At 68.4% G+C, this 19,699-nt stretch carries 18 protein-coding genes; 4 read left to right on the top strand and 14 right to left on the bottom strand.

Annotated elements, in window-relative coordinates:
- Nucleotide 1 precedes the first annotated feature (1 nt).
- The 5 genes from serS to ACIRU3_RS09480 all read right to left on the bottom strand — a co-directional run bounded on the left by serS (nt 2) and on the right by ACIRU3_RS09480 (nt 5,139).
- Nucleotides 2-1,294 (bottom strand): serine--tRNA ligase, encoded by a 1,293-nt coding sequence (gene serS, locus ACIRU3_RS09500; protein WP_404053772.1) that lies wholly within the window; start codon nt 1,292-1,294, stop codon nt 2-4.
- A complete protein-coding gene (locus tag ACIRU3_RS09495) occupies nt 1,287-1,997 on the bottom strand; it encodes a histidine phosphatase family protein (RefSeq protein ID WP_404053769.1) in 711 nt (236 codons plus the stop codon). The genes serS and ACIRU3_RS09495 overlap by 8 nt, the downstream gene beginning before the upstream one ends.
- A complete protein-coding gene (locus ACIRU3_RS09490) occupies nt 1,994-2,917 on the bottom strand; it encodes an aminoglycoside phosphotransferase family protein (RefSeq protein ID WP_404053767.1) in 924 nt (307 codons plus the stop codon). The genes ACIRU3_RS09495 and ACIRU3_RS09490 overlap by 4 nt, the downstream gene beginning before the upstream one ends.
- A complete protein-coding gene (locus ACIRU3_RS09485; protein ID WP_404053765.1) occupies nt 2,917-4,167 on the bottom strand; it encodes a methionine adenosyltransferase in 1,251 nt (416 codons plus the stop codon). The genes ACIRU3_RS09490 and ACIRU3_RS09485 overlap by 1 nt, the downstream gene beginning before the upstream one ends.
- 78 nt (nt 4,168-4,245) lie before the next feature.
- Nucleotides 4,246-5,139 (bottom strand): aminoglycoside phosphotransferase family protein, encoded by an 894-nt coding sequence (locus tag ACIRU3_RS09480; RefSeq protein ID WP_404053763.1) that lies wholly within the window; start codon nt 5,137-5,139, stop codon nt 4,246-4,248.
- A 350-nt stretch (nt 5,140-5,489) separates the two neighbouring features.
- Between ACIRU3_RS09480 and ACIRU3_RS09475 the strand changes: the two genes are divergently transcribed.
- Together ACIRU3_RS09475 and ACIRU3_RS09470 are read left to right on the top strand one after the other, a co-directional pair.
- A complete protein-coding gene (locus ACIRU3_RS09475) occupies nt 5,490-6,851 on the top strand; it encodes a helix-turn-helix domain-containing protein (protein WP_404053760.1) in 1,362 nt (453 codons plus the stop codon).
- A complete protein-coding gene (locus tag ACIRU3_RS09470) occupies nt 6,838-7,539 on the top strand; it encodes a 2'-5' RNA ligase family protein (protein ID WP_404053758.1) in 702 nt (233 codons plus the stop codon). The genes ACIRU3_RS09475 and ACIRU3_RS09470 overlap by 14 nt, the downstream gene beginning before the upstream one ends.
- Before the next feature lie 274 nt (nt 7,540-7,813).
- On the opposite strand, the gene ACIRU3_RS09465 is transcribed toward ACIRU3_RS09470, so the two are convergent.
- On the bottom strand, nt 7,814-7,984 hold the full coding sequence (locus tag ACIRU3_RS09465) for a helix-turn-helix transcriptional regulator (protein ID WP_404053756.1): 171 nt from the start codon (nt 7,982-7,984) through the stop codon (nt 7,814-7,816).
- 841 nt (nt 7,985-8,825) lie between these two features.
- On the opposite strand from ACIRU3_RS09465, the gene ACIRU3_RS09460 reads away from it, so the two are divergent.
- Nucleotides 8,826-9,740, top strand: coding sequence for a tyrosine-type recombinase/integrase (locus ACIRU3_RS09460; RefSeq protein ID WP_404053753.1), 915 nt, complete (start codon nt 8,826-8,828; stop codon nt 9,738-9,740).
- 134 nt (nt 9,741-9,874) lie between these two features.
- On the opposite strand, the gene ACIRU3_RS09455 is transcribed toward ACIRU3_RS09460, so the two are convergent.
- The 3 genes from ACIRU3_RS09455 to ACIRU3_RS09445 form a co-directional block, all read right to left on the bottom strand.
- Nucleotides 9,875-11,119 (bottom strand): CynX/NimT family MFS transporter, encoded by a 1,245-nt coding sequence (locus ACIRU3_RS09455; RefSeq protein WP_404053752.1) that lies wholly within the window; start codon nt 11,117-11,119, stop codon nt 9,875-9,877.
- Nucleotides 11,120-11,251: 132 nt separating this feature from the next.
- Nucleotides 11,252-12,376 (bottom strand): hypothetical protein, encoded by a 1,125-nt coding sequence (locus ACIRU3_RS09450; RefSeq protein ID WP_404053749.1) that lies wholly within the window; start codon nt 12,374-12,376, stop codon nt 11,252-11,254.
- A 277-nt stretch (nt 12,377-12,653) separates the two neighbouring features.
- On the bottom strand, nt 12,654-13,244 hold the full coding sequence (locus tag ACIRU3_RS09445; RefSeq protein WP_404053747.1) for an isochorismatase family protein: 591 nt from the start codon (nt 13,242-13,244) through the stop codon (nt 12,654-12,656).
- A gap of 158 nt (nt 13,245-13,402) precedes the next feature.
- Here ACIRU3_RS09445 and ACIRU3_RS09440 point away from each other — a divergent pair, with 158 nt between their 5' ends.
- A complete protein-coding gene (locus ACIRU3_RS09440; protein WP_404053744.1) occupies nt 13,403-14,422 on the top strand; it encodes a GlxA family transcriptional regulator in 1,020 nt (339 codons plus the stop codon).
- Here the strand turns inward: ACIRU3_RS09440 and ACIRU3_RS09435 are convergent.
- The 5 genes from ACIRU3_RS09435 to ACIRU3_RS09415 are packed head-to-tail and all read right to left on the bottom strand — an operon-like array spanning nt 14,403 to nt 19,623.
- Nucleotides 14,403-15,584, bottom strand: a complete 1,182-nt coding sequence (locus tag ACIRU3_RS09435) for an MFS transporter (RefSeq protein ID WP_404053741.1) — start codon at nt 15,582-15,584, stop codon at nt 14,403-14,405. The genes ACIRU3_RS09440 and ACIRU3_RS09435 overlap by 20 nt on opposite strands.
- Nucleotides 15,584-16,087 (bottom strand): GNAT family N-acetyltransferase, encoded by a 504-nt coding sequence (locus ACIRU3_RS09430; RefSeq protein WP_404053739.1) that lies wholly within the window; start codon nt 16,085-16,087, stop codon nt 15,584-15,586. The genes ACIRU3_RS09435 and ACIRU3_RS09430 overlap by 1 nt, the downstream gene beginning before the upstream one ends.
- 1 nt (nt 16,088) lies before the next feature.
- Complete coding sequence (locus ACIRU3_RS09425; protein ID WP_404053738.1) at nt 16,089-17,285, bottom strand: type III PLP-dependent enzyme; 1,197 nt, start codon at nt 17,283-17,285, stop codon at nt 16,089-16,091.
- Nucleotides 17,282-18,595 carry a DUF6271 family protein gene (locus tag ACIRU3_RS09420; protein ID WP_404053735.1) on the bottom strand — a complete coding sequence of 438 codons (1,314 nt, stop codon included), beginning with the start codon at nt 18,593-18,595 and terminating at the stop codon, nt 17,282-17,284. The genes ACIRU3_RS09425 and ACIRU3_RS09420 overlap by 4 nt, the downstream gene beginning before the upstream one ends.
- Nucleotides 18,592-19,623, bottom strand: coding sequence for a phytanoyl-CoA dioxygenase family protein (locus tag ACIRU3_RS09415; RefSeq protein ID WP_404053733.1), 1,032 nt, complete (start codon nt 19,621-19,623; stop codon nt 18,592-18,594). The genes ACIRU3_RS09420 and ACIRU3_RS09415 overlap by 4 nt, the downstream gene beginning before the upstream one ends.
- Nucleotides 19,624-19,699 lie beyond the last annotated feature (76 nt).

The raw sequence follows: 19,699 nt of genomic DNA, 5'->3' as shown, positions 1-19,699 counted from the left end.
GTTATGCCTCCGGTGTTCCGTCCGCCGAGATACGGCGGAAGCCGAGGTACGGGACGAGAGATTCGGGCAGGACGGCGGAGCCGTCCTGTTGCTGGCACTGCTCAAGGAGAGCGGCCAGGGTGCGGCCGACGGGGAGGCCGGAGCCGTTGAGGGTGGCGACGAGCTTGGGCTTGCCGTCGTCGCCACGGGTCCGGATGTTGGCCCGGCGGGCCTGGAAGGTGCCGAAGTTGGAGACCGAGGAGATCTCGCGGTACGTGTTCTGGCTCGGGATCCAGACCTCGATGTCGTACGTGAGCTGGGCTGAGAAGCCCGTGTCACCGGCGGCCAGCTTGACGACGCGGTAGACGAGGCCGAGTTCCTTCAGGCACGCCTCAGCGTGGCCGACCATCGTCTCCAGCGTCGCGTCCGCGTCAACCGGGTCGACCATCTGGACGATCTCGACCTTGGCGAACTGGTGCTGGCGGATCAGGCCCCGGGTGTCACGACCGTACGAGCCTGCTTCGGACCGGAAGCACGGCGTGTGCGCGGTGAGCGCCATCGGCAGCTCGGCCGGAGGGATGATCTCGTCGGCGTAGAGGTTAGTCAGCGGCACCTCGGCGGTCGGGATCAGGAACAGCTCACGGTCGGCGACGCCGGTCTTGAACAGGTCCTCCTCGAACTTCGGCAGCTGCCCAGTGCCGGTCATCGTCTTGCGGGTGACCAGGTACGGGACGGCGTGCTCGATGTACCCGTGCCGACGAGTGTGCAGATCGAGGAAGAGCGTGGCCAGGGCACGCTCCAGGGCTGCCCCGACGCCTCGCGAGACCGCGAAGCGGGGGCCGGACAGCTTCGTAGCCCGCGCGAAGTCGAGGATCCCCATGCCCTCGCCGAGGTCAACGTGGTCCTTCGGCTCGAACGGGAAGGCCGGCGGAGTACCGACCCGTCGGACCTCGACCGCGAAGTCCTCGGAATCGCCGTCTGGGGCCGCTTCGTCCGGCAGGTTCGGGATGCTGAGGAGGAGGTCGCGAAGCTGCTCCTCGATCTGGCTCTGACCGGTCTCGATGTCCCGGATCTGCTCCTTCAGCTCGCGAGCCCGATCCTTCAGCTTGGAGATGTCACCACCTTGCTTGGCCGTCTGCTGGACCTCGCTCGCCACCCGCTTGGACTCTGCCCGCAGCTCGTCAGCCGAACGGATGTTCTGGTTGCGACGAGACTGGAGGGACTCCAGCTCGGACAGGTCCAGAGAGTAGCCGCGCCGAGCGAGCCGACGAACCGCTTCGGCACCCATTTCGATTAGGGCGCGGGCATCATGCATGAGGAAGATCCTTTTGATCCGGCGGGTGGGATACGGAATCGACGGTAGCAAGCGCCGAGCCCTCGTCGATCCGGAATATGTCCACGCCACCGCGGTCGACGCGACCTCCAGGAACATCTCTGTCAAGATCGCTCAGCAGCGCCGTGCACCAGTCAGGCAGTTCGTCGTCGGGTATAGCGATCGGCTCGACGTACGGCGCCTCCGGGAAGAAGAGCGGCATGGCTTCCTTCGACGATCGGCACTGGTGCCAGAGGAGTACGGAGAGCAGAAGGCCGTGGCCTACGAGGACACGGGGACCTGGGTGCTCCAGGGCCGCCAGGACTCCCGTGAGCATCCTCCGAATGCCGTCGCGCTGTGACTCGGTGCCACCCGCCGGCCGCTCGCCGGGACCCTGGCCGTTAAGCCAGACCGCGTACTCCAGGAACGGGCGGCCCTCGAACTCTCCATAGTCGAGTTCGTTCAACCGAGGATCGATGACCAGGTCCGCCGCCGACATATCCATCAGTAGAAAAGCTGTCTGCTGGGCACGCGGGAATTCGCTGGTCAGCCACGTCCGTACGGTGTGGAGGGGGAGAGTGGAGCGGTTCAAGCTCAGCGATTGCCGCCCCTCCTCGGTCAGGCGGATGGGTTGGGATGGGTCGCCGTTGACGAGGTACCGCTTGCTGCAGTCCGTTTGGCCATGGCGGAGGATGTACGTCGTCACGATCCGCTCCAAGAGGTCGACGCCAAGAGGTGGGTGAGCACTTCCGCCATAAGGGCCGCTCGTGGGTCGCGAGACTCCACGTAGAAAAGGAGGCCGTCGACGCCCAGGAGACGGCACCAGGGTGCGAGCACCGGGACGGGAATCCGGGAGACGCGTGAGGCGGTGGCCAGCCGCTTGTCGGTACCGCGCCCCAGGTCGTAGTAGACGGTCCAGAACGCCCAGTCGAACGCCGGATCACCCACCATGGGAAGCGGATCGATCAGCCGGGGGTGACCCAGCCGGTCGAACAGCGCGTTCTCCCGATACAGGTCCGCGTGCAGCACCGTCGCCCGGCGGGGGCCTTCCTCCAGGTCGGCAGCAGGGCGCCCGGCTTCGACCAGGGAGCGCCAGCCGCCGAGATCGAGTTTCTGTAGCCGCCATTCGATCCGGGGCCGGATTTCCTGCGCGAGGTAGTCAGCGAGGCGCGGCAGACTCTCCGGCCGGCGCCTGCGCTGCCCAAAGACGTGCAGCCCCTGGAGGGCCGCAGCCACGATCTGGATCTCCCGCCTTGGCCACTCCGCGCCACCGGGTTGTCCTCCGACGAGTTCGAGTGCGGCGACAGCCAGGTCGTCCGCGGCCTCCACGACGCCGACTGTCGGTCCGCCGGACCAGAGTCGTAGCGCGTCCACCTCACGGCGGTAGCGGGTGGGATCGAACCACGCCTTGAGGAGCAGCGGACACCCGTCAAGGCAGGTCGCCGACGCGATCACCGAGGCGTGTCCGGCGTCGTGATAGGACACAAGCGACAGCTTCCAGCGTTCCGCCGCACGTGCCAGCCGCCCCGGGGCGGCATCGAGCCACCGCTGGGCAGCAGGCCCGTAGTGCGCAAGTAATCTCCGTCGGCACCCTGCGGGGATCTCTCCGAGCGTCCGCTTCGTCATCAGCTCAGCACGATCCCGTCGGAGACCAACTCGTCGGTCAGCGCCGGGAACTCTCCCAGCGTCTCCGCTACGAGGGCCTGCACCTTGTCGGTCTCGGCGTAGGGAGCCGAGAGGCGGACCAGGATGCGCCACGGCTGATCGAGGCGCTGCCCGGTGGTGCTGACCAGGTGCACTTCCGCGTGGCCGTTCGTGGTCTCGTGCAGGCGCTCGGCCAGGCGCTGGGCGGCGATGTTGTAGAGCTTGCCGACGTGGTAAACGGGGTTCTTGCCGTTGGCTCCCTCAAGGTTCATCGGACGCAGTGGCGTGATCAGGCCGTTGACTCGGTTGCCGCGCCCGACGACACCCTCGTCCCCCGACTCGATCGAGCTTCCGGTGTAGGTCAGGTACAACTCGTCCTTCTCCGGCACGTCGCGGGCGTTGAGCCGGAAGCGCGCCTGAGCACCAGGCAGCCGAAGGTCCGCCAGCCGGTGGCACTCGGCCAGGACGCTCTCCGCGTTGCGGACATATTCGACCCGGCTGGCGACGTGACGTGATTTCTGCGGAACACACAGCACGACGTCGGCCTGATCGCCGTCCCAGTAGCCCATGAGCTTGACATCGGACCCGCACCAGGCGTGGGCGCGAGTGAAAACGCTCTCGCCGGAGAAGTGGTTCACCAGTTCACGGACGAACGACTCGAAAGCGTTCTCCGGAGCCCAGCCGGTCCCCAGTGAGGTGTCGTTCGACAGCCGCACCCGCCGCTCCCGCAGGTCATCGACGGAGCGCGGATTGAACCAGCGTGTACGGTCCGGGACCCCGTCGCCGGTGAGGACCGCGCCCGGGCTGGAGTTGCTGGTGATGTTGAAGACGATGTCGAGGTGGTCCGACACCTCGGGGAGCCGTTCGGCGAAGAACGCCCTGACCTCAGTCTCGATGATCTCCTCGACCGGGATCTTCTCGCCTCCGCACGTGGGTGCTGCCCGCCCATTGACTAGGACACGCACCGGGGCTGTCATCCTGCCGGCGCCGTATCGGACCTCGCTGCCCCCACCGAGGAGGGCGAGCTTGTCGAAGTTGTGGTGAAGCACGGCGCCAAACCGCGCGACGGTGTGGTGGCTGTAGGCACGGGACAGCCGCTCGGCGAGGTGGTCAGCCAGGGTGTCCGGGTGTCCAAGGCCCTTCCGCTCGACGATGGTCGTCGTATCCGGCTTGGCCATGGCGGTGTCGATGACGAGGTGACTGTTGTTGACGATCGTGCTCGTACGAGGCATCACGAACTCCGTTCAGGGAGACAGAAAGGTGAATGAGCGCAGGCGTCAGCACGCCTGGACGGGCGATGCGCGAAGGAATCAGCGAGGTACGCCGACGGCACGCAGGAGTGAGACGGTCCGAGCCAACGCCGCATAGGCGGCTGGCGCCTGCTCCTCGGCCGTGAGGCGGCCGACTTCGCGGGCCGTGACGAGGTCGATGTCTTCAGGACGACGGCGATCGAGCCAGAGCAGCAAGCGCCAGGCCAGCACAGGACCGCTGAACGGTAACCGGGTCATGAGGCCGACTGGGACGTCTTTGGGTGGCACGCCCTCGTACAGCAGGTCACGTACAAGATGGAACACCACGTCGGTGTAGTCGACGACGGCGGGGCCTCGGGCGCTGGCTTCCCAGTCCACGACGTGCACTCGGCCGTCGTCGACCAACAGGTGCTCGGGCTTGAGGTCGCCATGCAGGTGGACGACGGGATGCGATTCAAGCGGTTGAAGGGCCTCGGTCAACGCCTCCCACCACGGTCGTAGTCGGCAGCGTGGAGAGAACTGGTCGAGCAGGAAGCGGTGTTGGGGCACAAGGCGACCGTGGCGGTTCTCCCAGCCGAGGCCGGGTGCAAGACTGGCCGAAGACCGGTGGAGTCGGTGGGTCAGATTAAGAACGTGACCGAGGTACCCCTCGATTGCCCGGCCGGTACGCACCCCACAGGGCACGCCTGGCAACATACCGAACACCGTCCAAGATCCGTCCTCTCCCGTGCCCGTGGCCAGGACCTCGGGGACCGACAGACCCAAGTGAGCGGCGCGCTCCACTGACTCCGCCTCCCGCTTACGGCGGCCCTCGGGATCAATCCCCATATAGATCTTGAGCAGAGACCGTTCGTCGACTGCCCGCCGCGTTCTGGCGAACGGCTTCGTGATCGCCTGGCCGAATGGACCGTGCTTGAGCTCGATCTCGTGCATCGTCGTGTCAACGGCGGGCACAAGTCACCTCCTGTAGCCGGGGTCTTGACATTCGCCCTTTCCAGGCAGGGGTCCGCAACGACCTGAGTGTTGATCAGCGGCCAGGGAATGCGGGCTGGCTGTGGCCATCAACGATGTGGCAGGAACCGGCTGATGGCACATTCCGGCGGTGATAACACTTGGGTGATCAGACTCTTGAAGGCCCGCAAGAAGGTGGCAATGGAGGGGCGGCGGTAGCGGTGGCAGGCAAACCAGGACGGTGCGAGGGGTGCGGGCTTGTGCTGAGCCGGTACAACCGTGAGCCGATCTGTGCCCCTTGCAGCCGGTTGCTGACAGCCGCCGAGCCGGACCCGGTCCGGGTGCCTAACCACGTGTGGCAGGACGCGCAGGTCGTCATGGCCTTGCGGGACGGCGACTTTGGGACGGCTCTCACCCGCGTGCGCAAGCTGGCCTCCTTACGGCAAGAGGAGATGGCCCGTCTCACGGGCCTGAGCCAGCCGTTCCTCTCCGCTCTCGAGTCCGGTTCGAGGCGGCTGACCAACTTCGACAAGATCGTGACCGTGCTGGAGCAGCTGGCCGTGCCGCCGCACGCGCTGCCGCAGCTATTCGCTCGGAACGCTCCCGAGCCGATTGAGGAAGCTCACCGGCACCGGGAACCTGTCCGCGAGACAGCTGCCCGGGAACCTTGGGAGAGCCCGCTCGACGTGGCGAGGCGCCTGAGCACGACCATCTCGTCCAACACCGACCCCACCACCTTGACCGTGCTGGTCCAGCAGGTGGGCGCCATAGTGGACCGGTACGAGGCCGACGGTCCGCACCAACTCGCTCCCAAGACTGCCGAGTTGCGTAATTTCATCCAGACACTGTTGGAAGGGCGCCAGCCGCCTGGGCAGCGGGCAGAACTCTTCCGTCTTGCAGCCCAAGCCTCCGGCCTGCTCAGCTACATGGCGGTCAACGCGGGTCACGACGCCATCGCCGAGGCCTACAGCACCGAAGCCCTCCAGCTCGCCCAGGAGATCGACGACCTGGAGCTGATGATGTGGATCTTCGGCACCCGCTCTCTGGGCGCGTACTACGCGGGCCTCTACGACCAGGCGCTCGAATGGGCCGATGCCGGCTTGGCCATCGATCGCGACAACGCGCAGGCGATCCGGCTACTAGCTAACGGCCGAGCACGTGCTCTCGGCAAGCTCGGCGACACCGTGGGCGCGCAGAGGGCCATCGCAGAGGCCGAGGATCTCAGCAGTAACCACCGGCTCCCGGGCGGGCTGACACCGTGCATCTCTTTCGCCCCGTACAGCATCGCCCGCACACTGGCGAACGCCGCTACCGCCCATGTCGCCCTCGGCAACACACGGGACGTCATCGAGTACGCGGAGCAGGTCGACGAACTCATAGAGCAGTCCGACTCCGACTGGAGCCGGGCCCTGGTCCGCCTGGACGTGGCCACTGCTCTGCTCGCAGGGCCTCGGCCGGATGTGGAGCAGGCCATGGTGCTCGGCAGGCAGGTTCTCGAAGCCGGGGGTGGCCCGCCGATCCGATCGGTCATCCAGCGAGCCGGTGAACTCCACACCCGTGCAGCATCGTGGCACCAGCTACCTGTCGTCAGGGATTACGCCGAGGCGCTACGCACTTGGCACACCACCCCGTTAACCCGAGCGGTGACCAACTTTGCCACGATGGCACGCTTGAGCGATAGTCGTACGAGAAGGGCACCGAGTGCTGCTGACTGAGGATCCCAGCGCGTTTCCCACCGCCCCGCCGCCGAGCGTCGATGACCCCGAGGTCATCGCAGCACACGACTGGGCGGCCTTCGACCGGGAGCAGGAGATGACTAACCACTGGGACCGGGCTGGGTGGACTCCATCGACGCGGGCCTACTACTGGATGCTCAGCTTCCCCGCCGACTCGGCGCTCGCCGAGCACGCTCGACACTGCCAAGACAAGATCCGAAACCTGAACTTCGACTCCATCGACGCGGACGGTCTGCACCTGACCCTCGGCCGGATCGGCACCACCGACGACGTCACGCTGAAGCAGTTGGACACGCTGCTCGCCACCACAGCCGCGATACCTACAGCCAGGTTCCGGCTCCAGGCCATACCGATGACCGCATCCCGCGGCGCGGTCCGCTACAGCATCGCCCCGTGGACTCCCGTGCTCGACCTCCACTCCAAGCTGTCCGCCACCACCGCGCAATGCCAGCTGCCTTTGCGGAAGCCGACCGCGGTGCTGCGGCCGCACATCGGCATCGCGTACTGCAACCGCCCCACGGATGCATGCGTTGTCCGGGAAGCGATCCGCCCGCTCCGCGACATGGACAGCGTCGGCGTCCCGGTCGATCACCTGGAACTGGTCGAACTGCGTCGCGAAGACCGCGCCTATCGCTGGCGCACCATCGATCGGTTGGCTCTGAACTGATCGCATCCCCGGCACCCTTCGCAGACGTACCAGCTCAGAGGCGCCCCCCGCCTCTCCGCTCCTGGGACTTTTCAGGGACTTTCAGCTCCGTCTGAGGGACTTCCGAGGGAGTTTTGGCCGCCTAACGCGGCAAGCTCCTGAAAGACCAGAAAGGGCCTCGATGCAGGTCAGAGGCCCTTTCCAAGACAAAGCCGCAGGTGGCGGCAGACGAGTCGGGCTGTACGCCGGGTTCTGTCGCCCTGCCGGCGCGAATGCACCAGGCGTACTCGGCCAATCAGACCGTGCGATCCACCGCCTGAGCTTCCAGCCATGCCTCCACCTCCGGCCAGCGGTAGCGCAAATAGCGGCCGACCTTGTGGGCTCGCGGACCCTGGTGTAGGTGATTCCATATGTAGACCGCGTTCAGCGGTATGCCCAGGAAGTCGGCCAGTTCCTCAGCACTCATCAATGGACACCGGCCCTCGCGCCACTGGCGGCTTCTGCCGCACGGGCAGTGGTTCGACGCATGGGCACTCCAGAACGGCTCAGAACGGGCAGGAAAGAACCACGTGAGCGGTAGTCCGCTCCGGTGACCCACGGAACATTGACATGAAATTCCAGCCGGACCAAATAGAAGAGTGTGCGGCGAAACTCCTACAACTCCCCCGAACTCTCGAAAGAAGCCAGCGAATCCTCGGCGAGGGCTCGTCGAACCCTCGCCGACGCCTCAGCGAGGATTCGTCTAGGTGAGATCTTCCCCACCGCCCTGCACCCCTTTGCCGCGAAGATCCCAAGAATGCGTTTGACATTTTCAACTTGTCTGGATCAACATCCCATTCACCCAGGGCGCGATGAACGGGCACACGATCTCGCCGTCGATAACGACTCTGACACGAGAGACCCCGCAAAGAAACTGCAAGGCCTGCTGAAAACTAGGAGTTGCGCCCATGCCATACGACTGCTGGCACAAGTCACGCCCGAAAGCCGGAGAGTCGACCTGCAGGGAACACGGCAAGGTTCCGACGAGGGATCACGGGGCGGGGAAGGGGTGGCAGGCTCGCTGGCGTAACCAGGAAGATGTCCAGCAGACGGAGTTGTTCCGCACCGAGGCCGAAGCCCGCAGGCACGAGACCAAAATGCGGTCCGGAGTGGACGACGGGTCATACATCAACCCTCGCGCCGGAGAGGTCAGAGTCGGTGAACTCGCCCTGACGCGGCTCAAGGGGCACGAACACAAGAATCCGCGCACATACCGACGCCACAGGGAGCGGGTTCACCTACACATCGTTCCTACCACAGTTGGGAAGATGCGCGTAAAGGACGTGAACGCGTCGTCTTTGCTGGACTGGCTGCACGATCGTCGTCGGCTGCTCGAAAGTTCCACGCTGCGCCTGGTCTTCGACAATCTTCGGGCTGTCTTTGACCTGGCCGTGGACGACAGCCTGATACCGAAGAATCCGTGCCTCGCCAAATCGGTGCAGGACGCCAAGCCGAAGCGAGGAGATGGCGGCCGGGCAGAGCTGACCCTGACGTGGGGGGACACCGACAAGATCCGCGCCGAACTTCCCGACCGCTACAAGGCGCTCGTCGACTGCGGTCGCGGCCTGGGCCTTCGTCAAGGAGAAATATTCGGCCTGTCACCAGACGACATCGACTGGGCACATCCGGACGGCCCGATGGTGCACGTGCAACGGCAAGTAGTCCACGACGGCTCGTTCCTGGCATACGCCCTCCCCAAGGGTGGAAGCGACGAGGATCCGAAGGACCGGTGGGTCGAGCTGACCGACGACGTGGCCATCCCCCTGCGCGAGCACATGGAGAAGTACCCGCCGGTCGAGGTGACCCGACCGTGGGGCAGCAAAGGCGGCGACCCGGTCACGGTGCGGCTGATCTTCTACACCCGGGAGAAGACCGCCATTCAGTCGAATTGGTTCAACACCTACCGCTGGAAGCCCGCCCTGGCGTCGGCCGGCCTCATCAAGCCCCTTGAGCCCGACGCGAAGGGACGACGCTGGGAGAAGTCCCGCGACGTAATGATGCACGCGCTCCGACACCTGTACCCGTCGATGATGATCAACGGAGGGGTAGACGTGTACACGCTTGCGGACCGACTCGGACACGCCGATCCCGCGTTTACCCTGCGTAAATACGTGCACCGGGTCGTGGGAGCCGGTTCCAGGGTCCGCATCGCGGTCCGGAGCGCCTACACCAAGGCCGCGTGAGTCCTGCTCCGTTCGGCTTGTGCAACAACCGTGCAAGATGATCTTCGAGAGGGGTCATTTGCGCAGGTCAGAAGCTTTGTCTATGAGTTCCGGGACATCTGCGCGACAAGCACCGCACAGCCCGCTCGGGCGACCTACCCGAGCCCCCGTCTCCAGCCGGGGCGGGGGCCCGGGCCCGGTCGACGGGCGGGGACGTGTACGAAGCCCGAGCGGGCGGCCAGCAGGCCGAAGGCGGCTTCGGGCAGGATCAGTGCCGTCAGCAGGAGCAGGGGTGGTCGCCAGCTGCCGGTCGCGTCGTGGAGGACCCCGATCGCCAGGGGGCCGATGCCGGCCATCAGGTAGCCGATCGTCTGGGCCATGCCCGACAGGCGGGCGGCGACCTGTGGGTTCGGGGCACGCAGGGTCAGCAGGGTGAAGGCCAGCGGGAAGGCACTTCCGGTGGCGAGGCCCAGGATCGCGATCCACAGCCAGCCGGCCCGGGGGGCGAGGAGAATGCCGGTCAGCCCCACCGCCATGGTGGCGACCACGCCGACGACCAGGGGCCGTTGGTCGGGGAGCCGGCCGGCGGCCACGGGGACGGCGAGGCCCAGCGGGATGCTGATGATCTGGATGGCCGAGACCATCACTCCGGCTTCGGCCGGGGGGAAGCCGTGGTCGTGCATGATCGCGGGCAGCCACGCCACCAGCACGTAGAACATCAGGGACACGGTGCCAAGGAAGGCGGCCACCGACCAGGCGAGCGGGGAGCGCAGCAGCGATCCGTGCGCGGTGTCCGACGGGGCGGGGAGCGGCCGGGGGCGCTCGTGGCGGGTGCGCCAGGCCAGTAGGGCCCACGTCAGCACGGCCAGAAAGGCAGGGGTGGCCCACGCCGCGAGGGCCACGCGCCATCCGGCGACGGTGTCGAGCGGTACGGCCATGGCTGCGGCCAGGGCACCGCTGGCCGCCATCAGCATCATCGCCAGGCCCGTGAACACCCCGGTCCGGTCGGGGAAGTGGCGTTTGACGGCCACCGGCACGAGGACGTTCCCGATGGCGATGCCGGCGCCGGCCAGCACCGTGCCGGCGAACAGGGCGACCGGTGACGGCACGGAGCGGAGCAGCACTCCCCCGGTGACCAGAGCGAGCCCGCCCGCCACCGCCGTGTCCAGGCCCACCCGGCGTGCCAACGGCGGTGCGAGCCAGGCGAATCCGCCGAGGCACAGCACGGGCAGCGTGGTCAGCACGCTCACTTCGAGCCCGCTGAGCCCGAACACCGTGCGCAGATGGTCCAGTACCGGCGAGACCCCGGTGATCGCCGCGCGGAGATTCAGTGCCAGCAGCACCAGCCCGGCGACGGGCCAGAGCGCTGACAGGCGTTTGATGGTGAGAGCGAAGGCCATGAGTTCCCCCGTCGGTACACGACAACGGCTTCCTCCCGTGGGCCGGCGGTTCGCGCCGGCCGCCGTGGAGGAAGCCGTGTCCGGTGTCTTACCGGTGCGCCCGACCCCCCAGCCGGGCGCGCCTGATGGTTGTCATGCGTTCACGTGAGCGGCCGCACGCGGTGCCTTCTTCTTGTGGAAGGGACACGCCGCCTGGTCCGCCGCGACGGCCGCACTCGCGCCCGTGCCTGTGCCCGCGCCCGTGCCCGTGCCGAGCTGGTCCTCGATCTCCGTGGAGAGCAGGTCCTGCTTGCCCTTGAGCGCGTCGGCGATGTCCTGGTCCACCGGGAAGACCATCTCGGCCGCGATGTTGTCCTGCACGATGCGGGCGAGGTTGTCGAGCGCGATGAAGACCGGGTCGTCGGGAAGCTGCGCGGTGGACAGGTCGATGAGGTGGGTGTCGACCTGTTCCTGGTCCATGTGGTGCTCGATGATGATGCTGTTCTGGTTGAGCACCGACGTGGTCCAGATGGACAGGACGACGACGTAGAGGTCCTTCCACGCCCGGTCGCCGACCTTGGCCTTCCAGCGGGTCATGATGTCCTTGACGCCCGCGATCTGGACCTTGGCCGCGTGGTACATGTTGGTGCGGATGTCGCCGTACACACTGCCGGAGAAGTCCTCGAAGGACTTCATGTCGAAGGAACGGCGCTTGACGGCGTCGTCGATGAACTTCAGCGCGCCGTCGAGGATGTGTGTGCTGGAGGCCTGCAGTTTCGCGGGGAGGTCGGCCGCTTCGAGTTTCTGCCGGGCGGTGGTGATGGTCTTGGCGAAGTCCTGGAGCGGCTGGATCCAGCCGTCCGTCTCGGGACCCTTGAACGCGACCATCTCCAGGTCGTGCGGGTCGATGTCGTCGGTGTGCTGCGCCGGAACCCGCTTGTTCAGGTAGGGCGCGAGGACGGAGAAGATGCCCAGCGGAATGTGGGCGATCGACTTCGCCAGCTCGAATATCTCGGAAATCGGTTGCTCGGAAATCGTTTCGCCGTTGTGGACCAGGAAGTACTTCCCGCCCGTGGCGTCGTTCTGGACGATGATGACCGGGCCGAGGCGCTTGATCAGTTCCGACTTGAGCGCGGCGTAGTTGCGCCGCATGTCGGCGTTGACCGCGCGGATCGCGTCGCGTGCCTGACGCTGCGTCTGTGCCGGGTCCACGCCGCGTGGGCCGTCCGCCGCGAAGGATGCCGGGGCGGTGCTGCCGACCAGTGCCGCGGCGCTCACCGCGGTGGCGCTTCCTATGAATGTTCTGCGTGTTGCCACGTTCTTTTCTTTCCCCCTCGGAAAGGTGCGCGGATCCCCATCCGCGCCCAGCGGGCATGAAGCTATCCCGACGAGGGGGCAAGAAAATACCGGCCAATGACACAGCGCTTGCATTCACGGCCTGTGCGATCAGACCGCACTGAATTCGGAATCCAGGATTCGGAATATTCAATTCGGAATCCTGGATTCGGAATCAGGGGTGCGGAATGGTGAATTCCCGGTGCCGCCGGGCGATGTGCTAGCCCAGCGCGGCCGCCGACGGGACGACCACCCCGTAGAGGTCCTCGATCGTGGCGAGCGCGCCGTGATGCACCTGCTCCGCGCTCACCTCGGCCACCGCCGTCCGCAGCGGACGGGTCGCGGAGGCGTCGGCCACCACCGTGGGCCGGTTGCCGCGCAGGAACGCACCCTGGGCGGTGAAGGCCACGCACATGTGGGTCATGAACCCGGCGATGACGACGTCCTTGTGGCCGGCGGCGTCGACATGGTCGCCGAGGCCGGTGTCGAGGAACGCGTTGGGCACCTGCTTGACGACCACCGGCTCACCGTCGACCGGAGCGACGCGGGGGTGGATCTGCCCGATCTCGGCGCGGATGTCGTACGGGGTTCCCTCGCCGCCGTCGTTGATGACGTGGATGACCTTCGCGCCGGCGCTGCGGGCGCGGGCGAGCAGGCCGGCGGCGGCGTCGAGGGCCTCCTCCCACCCCTCCAGCTCCATCACGCCACGGGTGTAGGTGTTCTGGTAGTCGATCAGGATCAGGGTGGCTCCGGCCAGCGAGGCCGGGGTCTGGTCGAATCCGTTGAGTTCACGAAGGGTTGTCGTAGGCACTGCGGCCCCTTCTCGGTCTGTGCGTCGGGAGGGTCGTGGCCACCGCGCGGCGGCCGGTCTCCACGCTAGGAGCGGCCATGACATGGCAGCAATGTCATGTAACTTGCAGATCCGGACACCCGCCGGGGACACCCCCGCTCACCGACCGGACGGAGCCCATGGGCAGCATCAACCGACTGATCGTCATCATGCTCTTCACCGGCGTCGACCTGCTGGACGTCACCGGCCCCCCCGAGGTGTTCTCCCTGCTCCGGCGGGAGACGGACGACGAGACGGGGTATCAGGTCGTCCTGGCGGCCGAGACCATGGACCCGGTCACCACCTCGGCCGGGGTGCGCGTCCTGCCCGACACCACCTTCCAAGAGGTGTCCGGGCGCGCCATCGACACCCTGCTGGTTCCCGGTTCGGTCGACGTCGACGACCGGCGCCGTGTGCACGCCCTCACCGATGCCGCCGTCGTCGGCCGGGTGAAGGAACTCGCCGGCCGGGCGCAGCGTGTCGCGTCCGTCTGCGTGGGCGCGCACCTCCTGGCGGCCGCCGGGCTGCTGGACGGCAAGCGCGCCACCACCCACTGGTCGACCGCGCAACAGCTCGCGGCCGACCATCCGGCCGTCGAGGTCGACGCCGACCCCATCTTCATCCGGCAGGGCGACGTGTGGACCGGCGCGGGCATCACCGCCTGTCTCGATCTGTCACTGGCGCTGGTCGCCGAGGACTTCGGCGAGGCCGTCGCCCTGCGCGTCGCCCGGCAGCTCGTGATGTACCTGAAGCGGCCGAGCGGGCAGAGCCAGTTCAGCGTCCCCATCGAGCCGGTCTCGACCACGCGCCGCATGGACGACCTGCGGCATCACATCACCCAGCACCTCGCCGCTCCCCTGACCATCGCCGACCTCGCCGGGTACGCCCACGTCAGCGAACGGCAGCTCACCCGGATCTTCAAGACGGAACTCGGCACGACCCCCGCCGCCTACATCGAGTCGGCCCGTGTCGAGGTGGCGCGGAACCGGCTGGAGACCACGGACGACACGCTCGAACGCGTGGCCTCCGGCTGCGGTTTCCACACGGTCGACACCTTGATCCGGGCGTTCCGGCGCCGGCTGAACACGACACCCACGGAGTACCGGAGCCGGTTCCGGCACTCCCCGCAGACCCCGGACCTCAGCCGGCCGGCACCGTGACCCGCTCCCGCCACGGGATACGGGTGGCGGCCACGGTGACGATCAGGGCCGAGGCCGCGACCGTGGCCATGCCCAGGGTCAGGCCGCCGGCGCCCGCGACGAACCCGATCAGGGCGGGGCCGGCCAGCAGTCCCGTCGTCCCCATCGCGGCGACCAGGGACAGCGCGTCCGAACCGCGTTCGGCGGCGGCCACGTACACGCACGGGGTCACGGCGGCCGCTCCCAGACCGACGCAGGCGAAGCCGAGCAGGGTGGGCACCACCCCGCCGGCCGGCAGGGCGAGGGCCAGGCCGATGCCGGCCACGGCGCTGCCGGTGCGCACGACACGTCCGTCGCCCCAGCGGCTGCGCCAGTGGTCCGCGCGCACCCGGGCCAGCAGCATCATGACCGAGACGACCGCGATGCCCATCGGCGCCACCGTCGGGGAGGCCTTGACGACGTCCTTCATGTAGAGCGTCGACCAGTCGTTCATGGCGCCCTCGGTGATGGTGCCGAACGCCATGGCGCAGCCCATCAGCAGGGTCTTCCCGGACGGCAGGGTCGGGCGGGTGCGCTGCCTCGGTGTGTCCGGGTCCGCGGGCCCGGACTCCGTGTGCGGCAGCAGGCCCTGGCGGGCGAGGACCAGCAGGAGCAGCAACAGCGCCGCGGCCACCGCGAAGTGGGCCGGTACGGACGGGGTGAGCGCGGTGCTGCCGGAGGCCAGAAGGGCGGCGGCGAGCAGGCCCGCGCTGAACGTCGCGTGCAGCTGGGACATGGCGGTGCGGCCGTATGCCGTCTCCAGGGCGGCGCCCTGTGCGTTCATGGCTACGTTGAGACAGCCGACGGCCACGCCGTCACCGCAGACGACCAGCAGGGCGAGCGGGTAGTTCGGGACCACCGAGAGAGCCGCCAGCAGCGCAACGAGGCACAGCGCGGAGGCGAGGGACAGGCGCCGCGAGCCGAGCCTGCGCATCAGGACCGCGACGAGCGGGAAGGAGGCCGCCGCGCCCGCGCCGCAGGCCATCAGCAGCAGCCCCAGTTCACCGGCGCCCAGGTCCAGCCTGGTCTTCAGCGCGGGCAGCCGGGCGGCCCAGGTGGCGTACTGGAAGCCGAGGAAGCAGAACAGCGCCGCGATCGCCCACTTGGCGCGGCGGAATCCGGCGGGGTCCGGTGTCACGTCCATCAGCTCGCCTCCCGGTGCGCGGCCACCTGTGCCGACATGTACACGGCGTCGCTGCCGTAGCTGGACGGCAGTCGGGCTTCGCGGTGCACGCGGTAGCCGTTGGCCCGCCAGAACGGTTCCTTGCCGGCGACCGCGATCAGCGACATCGTCCGGAAGCCGCGCGCGCCGGCGGCGTCGGTCAGGTGGCGCACCAGTCCGCTGCCGTGTCCCCTGCGGCGCAGGGGCGCGCCGACGACGAGATCGTGCAGGTGGAGGTTGGGCGAGTGGTGGGCGAACCGCTCCGGCCGGGTCAGGTCCGGGTAGCGGAACATCGGGTAGGGCAGGGCCAGTACATAGCCCGCGATCCGGCCGTCGAGGTCCAGGACGAAGCAGGTGCCCGTCGAGGCCCGGGAGCGCAGCGCGGTCTCGCCCTCCGTCAGTGCCGTGTCCGCGTACGCCCCGGCCTCCAGGGCCGCCACCTGGGGCCAGTCGGCCTCGGTGATGCCCCGTATGACGTCTCTCATGTCAGTGCTGTCCTTCCGGGCCGCGGATGCACAGGCACGGCAGCGGGCGGATGCCGTTGAAGCCCTGGGTCGTGTAGCTGGTGGCGTAGGCGCCGGCGGACAGGATCCAGACCGGGTCGCCGGAGGCGACGGCACGGGGGACGCGCACCGGGTGCCGGCCGCCGCCGTAGGCGTCGTCGCTGTCGCAGGTCGGGCCGGCGACGACGGCAGGGACGTACTCCCTGTCGTCCTGATCCACCTGGGCGGGGAAGACCAGCCGGTGCTTCAACCGGTCCATCTCGTAGAGGCCGTTGAACTTGCCCGCGCTCAGGTACAGCCAGCGGGCGTGGGTCCCGTCCGGCTGCGCCCGCCCGGTCAGCCGGTACACGTGCGCGCGGACCGCTCCGTGGTCGGCGACCAGGTGGCGGCCGGGCTCCATGACGAAGCCGAGCGGGGCGGCGGTGAGCCCGCCGAGGCGCTCCATGCCCTCGCGGATCACGGTGAAGATCTTGTCCAGAGGCGGGTCGAGCGGGTTGCCGTGGCGGTCGAGGCAGCCGAGCGCGGGCAGACCGCCGCCGAGGTTGACGTGGTCCGGTACGATCCCCAGCCCGTCCAGTGTCATCAGCACCTCGGCGAGGGAGTCGAGGGCCTGCTGCCAGGCCTCGCCGGTCATCTGCTGGGAGCCGACGTGCACGGACAGGCCCGCCGCGACGAGGCCGGACGCGCGGGCGGTGGTCAGGACCCGGACGGCGTCCTCCGGCGAGCAGCCGAACTTGCGGCTCAGACCCCACAGGGCGCCGTCCCCGCTGGTGGCGAGGCGGCAGAACACCCGGGCACCGGGGGCGTGTTCGGCGATGGCCGTCACGTCCTGGACGCTGTCGGTGGCGAAGGTGCGGACGCCGAGCCGGTGGGCCTCGGCGATGTCCGCGTCGGACTTGACGGTGTTGCCGTAGTGCATCCGGTCCGCGGGCACGCCGGTGCGCAGGGCCTGGGCGATCTCGGCGGGGCTCGCCGCGTCGAAGCCGGCGCCCCGGTCCGCGAGACAGCCGAGCACCTCGTCCACGGGACAGGCCTTCAGGGCGAAGCGGACCTGGATGCCGGGCAGCTCGGCCACCAGTCGGTCGTACTGGGCCTCGATGCCGTCGAGGTCGTAGACGATGCGGTCCGCCGGGGCAGCGGCCAGTGCGGCGGCCAGCCGTGTGCTGATCTCCACGGTCACCGGCCCTCGGGGCCGAGTGCGGTGTGGCGGGCCGCGTCGACCAGTGCGGGCCAGGCCTCGACGAGCCGGGCGAAGTCCTCGATGTCCTGGCGGGCCTCGTCCAGCAGCCGCTCGCGGCGGCCGGTCAGCCGCACGGCGAACTCCGCGTAGCGGCCGCCGAGTTTGCGGTAGGCGGTGTCGACCCGGTCCAGTCGCCACAGGTTGTCGGCGCGGTCCAGGCCGGTGCTCTCGCGCAGGAACTCCACGATCCGGCCGGCCCGTACGTGCTGCCGGCCGTCGAGGAGCCGGGCGCCCTCGGCGGCCATCCGGTCGTAGACGTGGTGGAAGTACAGCATCGACAGCAGGAACTTCACGAAGCGGGTCTGGTAGGCCAGGAAGCCCGCGTCGGTGCGGCGTTCGGGGGTGTAGAAGTTCTCGATGTGCCGGTTGTGCAGGATGCCGGGGAGCGTGGCGTCGTGGACGAGGTGGATGAGGAAGTAGTCGCTGCCGATGGTGTCGGTCGCCGGGGGCAGCGGGATCCGCTCGTACACGTCGTGGTGGAAGGCGATGTTGCACATGTCGACCCGCATGGGGTCGACGAGGGTGAGGGTTGCGTGGTCGCCGGTGAAGGGGGCCGTGCCCGCGCCGGTGAAGGACTCCTCGACCAGCCGGCGCCGGTGCTCCGGTGCCGAGCCGGCCGGCGCCCACAGGCCCACCACGTCGTGGTAGACGGCCTCGTCCAGGCGCCGTATCTCGCCGATGTCCACGGAGAGTTCACCGATGAAGGAGGCCCCGGCCATCGACACCGGGCGGTCCGAATGGGCCGGGTCGAGGTCCGTGCGGGTGACGGCGGCCGACGCCTCGGCGGCGGGCCTGCCCAGCCACGGCAGTTCGTGGTGGACCGGGAAGACCGGTTCCGTGCCGTGGAGTTGGTAGGTGCTGTCGGAGTCCCTGCGGTGCACCGACCGGCAGCCGAGCGCGGCGGCCAGCAGGAAGGCCCGGTCGGTGCAGGAGCCGTAGGAGACGCCGGACGGGAGCAGCAGGCCCAGGATCCGGTCCGGGTCGGGCAGGCCGGCCCGCCGGATCACCCTCCGCAGGAAGGCGCGTTGCGGCTGCTCGCCGAGGTGGTGCACGGTGACGTGTTCGGCCGGGGGCAGTGCGGCCGCGACCCGGGCGTGCTCGGCGCGGGTGCGGTCGTCGGAGGAGTCCAGGACCAGCAGCTGGACGTCCGCGCCGTGGTGACGGGCGGCGTGGACCGCCTCCTGGTGGATCGCGGTGAGGGTGGCGGAGCAGGCCCGGTTGGTGGGCAGGCACAGGCAGATCCGGTTCACTGTGCCCCTTCCGTGGCGGCCCAGGGGTCCAGGCCCAGCAGCTTGCGCCCCAGGCCGTTCAGTTCGGCGGGGCCGTAGCGGAGGGCTTCCGGCCTGCGCGCGTCGCCGAGCAGGGTGCCGTTCCAGTCGGGGGTGGCGAGGGTGCGCCAGGACTCGACGCGGGAGGTGCGCAGGGCGGTGTGCTCCTCCAGGGCGGGCATCATCGACAGGTACTGGACGGCTCGGACAGCGTTGTCGGAGAGGTTCGGTGCCACGCCGTGCGCGAGCAGCCCGTTGAAGATCAGCAGGTCGCCGGCCTGGAGTTCGGGCCGGACCACGGGGAACTCGGCGCGGTCGGTTCCGGGCCGGATCGGGTCGCGGCCGGCCGGCCGGGCGACGCGCCACTCCTCGAAGCGGCGGAACAGCTCCGGGGCACACTGGAAGCCGCCGAGTTCGGCCCGGGTGTCGCCCAGCGCGATGATGCCCTGGACCCGCTGCGGCAGCACGGCGAGGGTGGTGTCGACGTCCCAGTGCAGCTCGATGTCGAAGCCCTCGTCGGTGGGTTCGATCAGGGAGCGGGAACGGGTGCCGACATTGGGCGGGTTGAGATTGAGCCGGTCCAGGGTGACCCACAGCTCCTCGCAGTCCCACACGTCGACGAAGGCGTCGTAGACGCGTCGCGTCTGGCGGCTGTCCCAGATGAGCTGGTGGTGGTAGGCCTCCACGAAGCCGTAGATGAACAGGTGCTGGTCGAGTTCGGAGCGGAACTCCGGTTCCTCGTACCAGGTTTCGGGGCGGTCCGGGTCGAGTCCCTGGAAGTCCCAGGCGAATTCGAGCAGGCCTTTCGCCTCGCCGGGGGTGATGGCCTCCCGCACGACGACGTAGCCGTACGTCTGCCAGAAGGCGAAGTCCTCCTCGGACAGCGCCCGCAGGGGCCGGGATTTCTCGAGGTCGCGCAGGGGGGTCGGGGCGAGATAGGTCTCGCCGTCCGCGCTGAAGTAGGGGCGGCCGGACGCCGCTCGGTGAAGGAAAGGGGTGGGCTTGTGCATGCCGTCACTCCGTGGTGATCGAACTGTTGCGCCCCCTCAAGCTGGACTAGACCAATTGAGGGTGTCAACGATTACC

This window comes from Streptomyces sp. NPDC101151, from assembly GCF_044768335.1.
Lineage (GTDB): Bacteria > Actinomycetota > Actinomycetes > Streptomycetales > Streptomycetaceae > Streptomyces.
The sequence above is the reverse complement of the archived record's forward strand: the minus strand, read 5'-3'. Positions and strand labels throughout refer to the sequence as shown.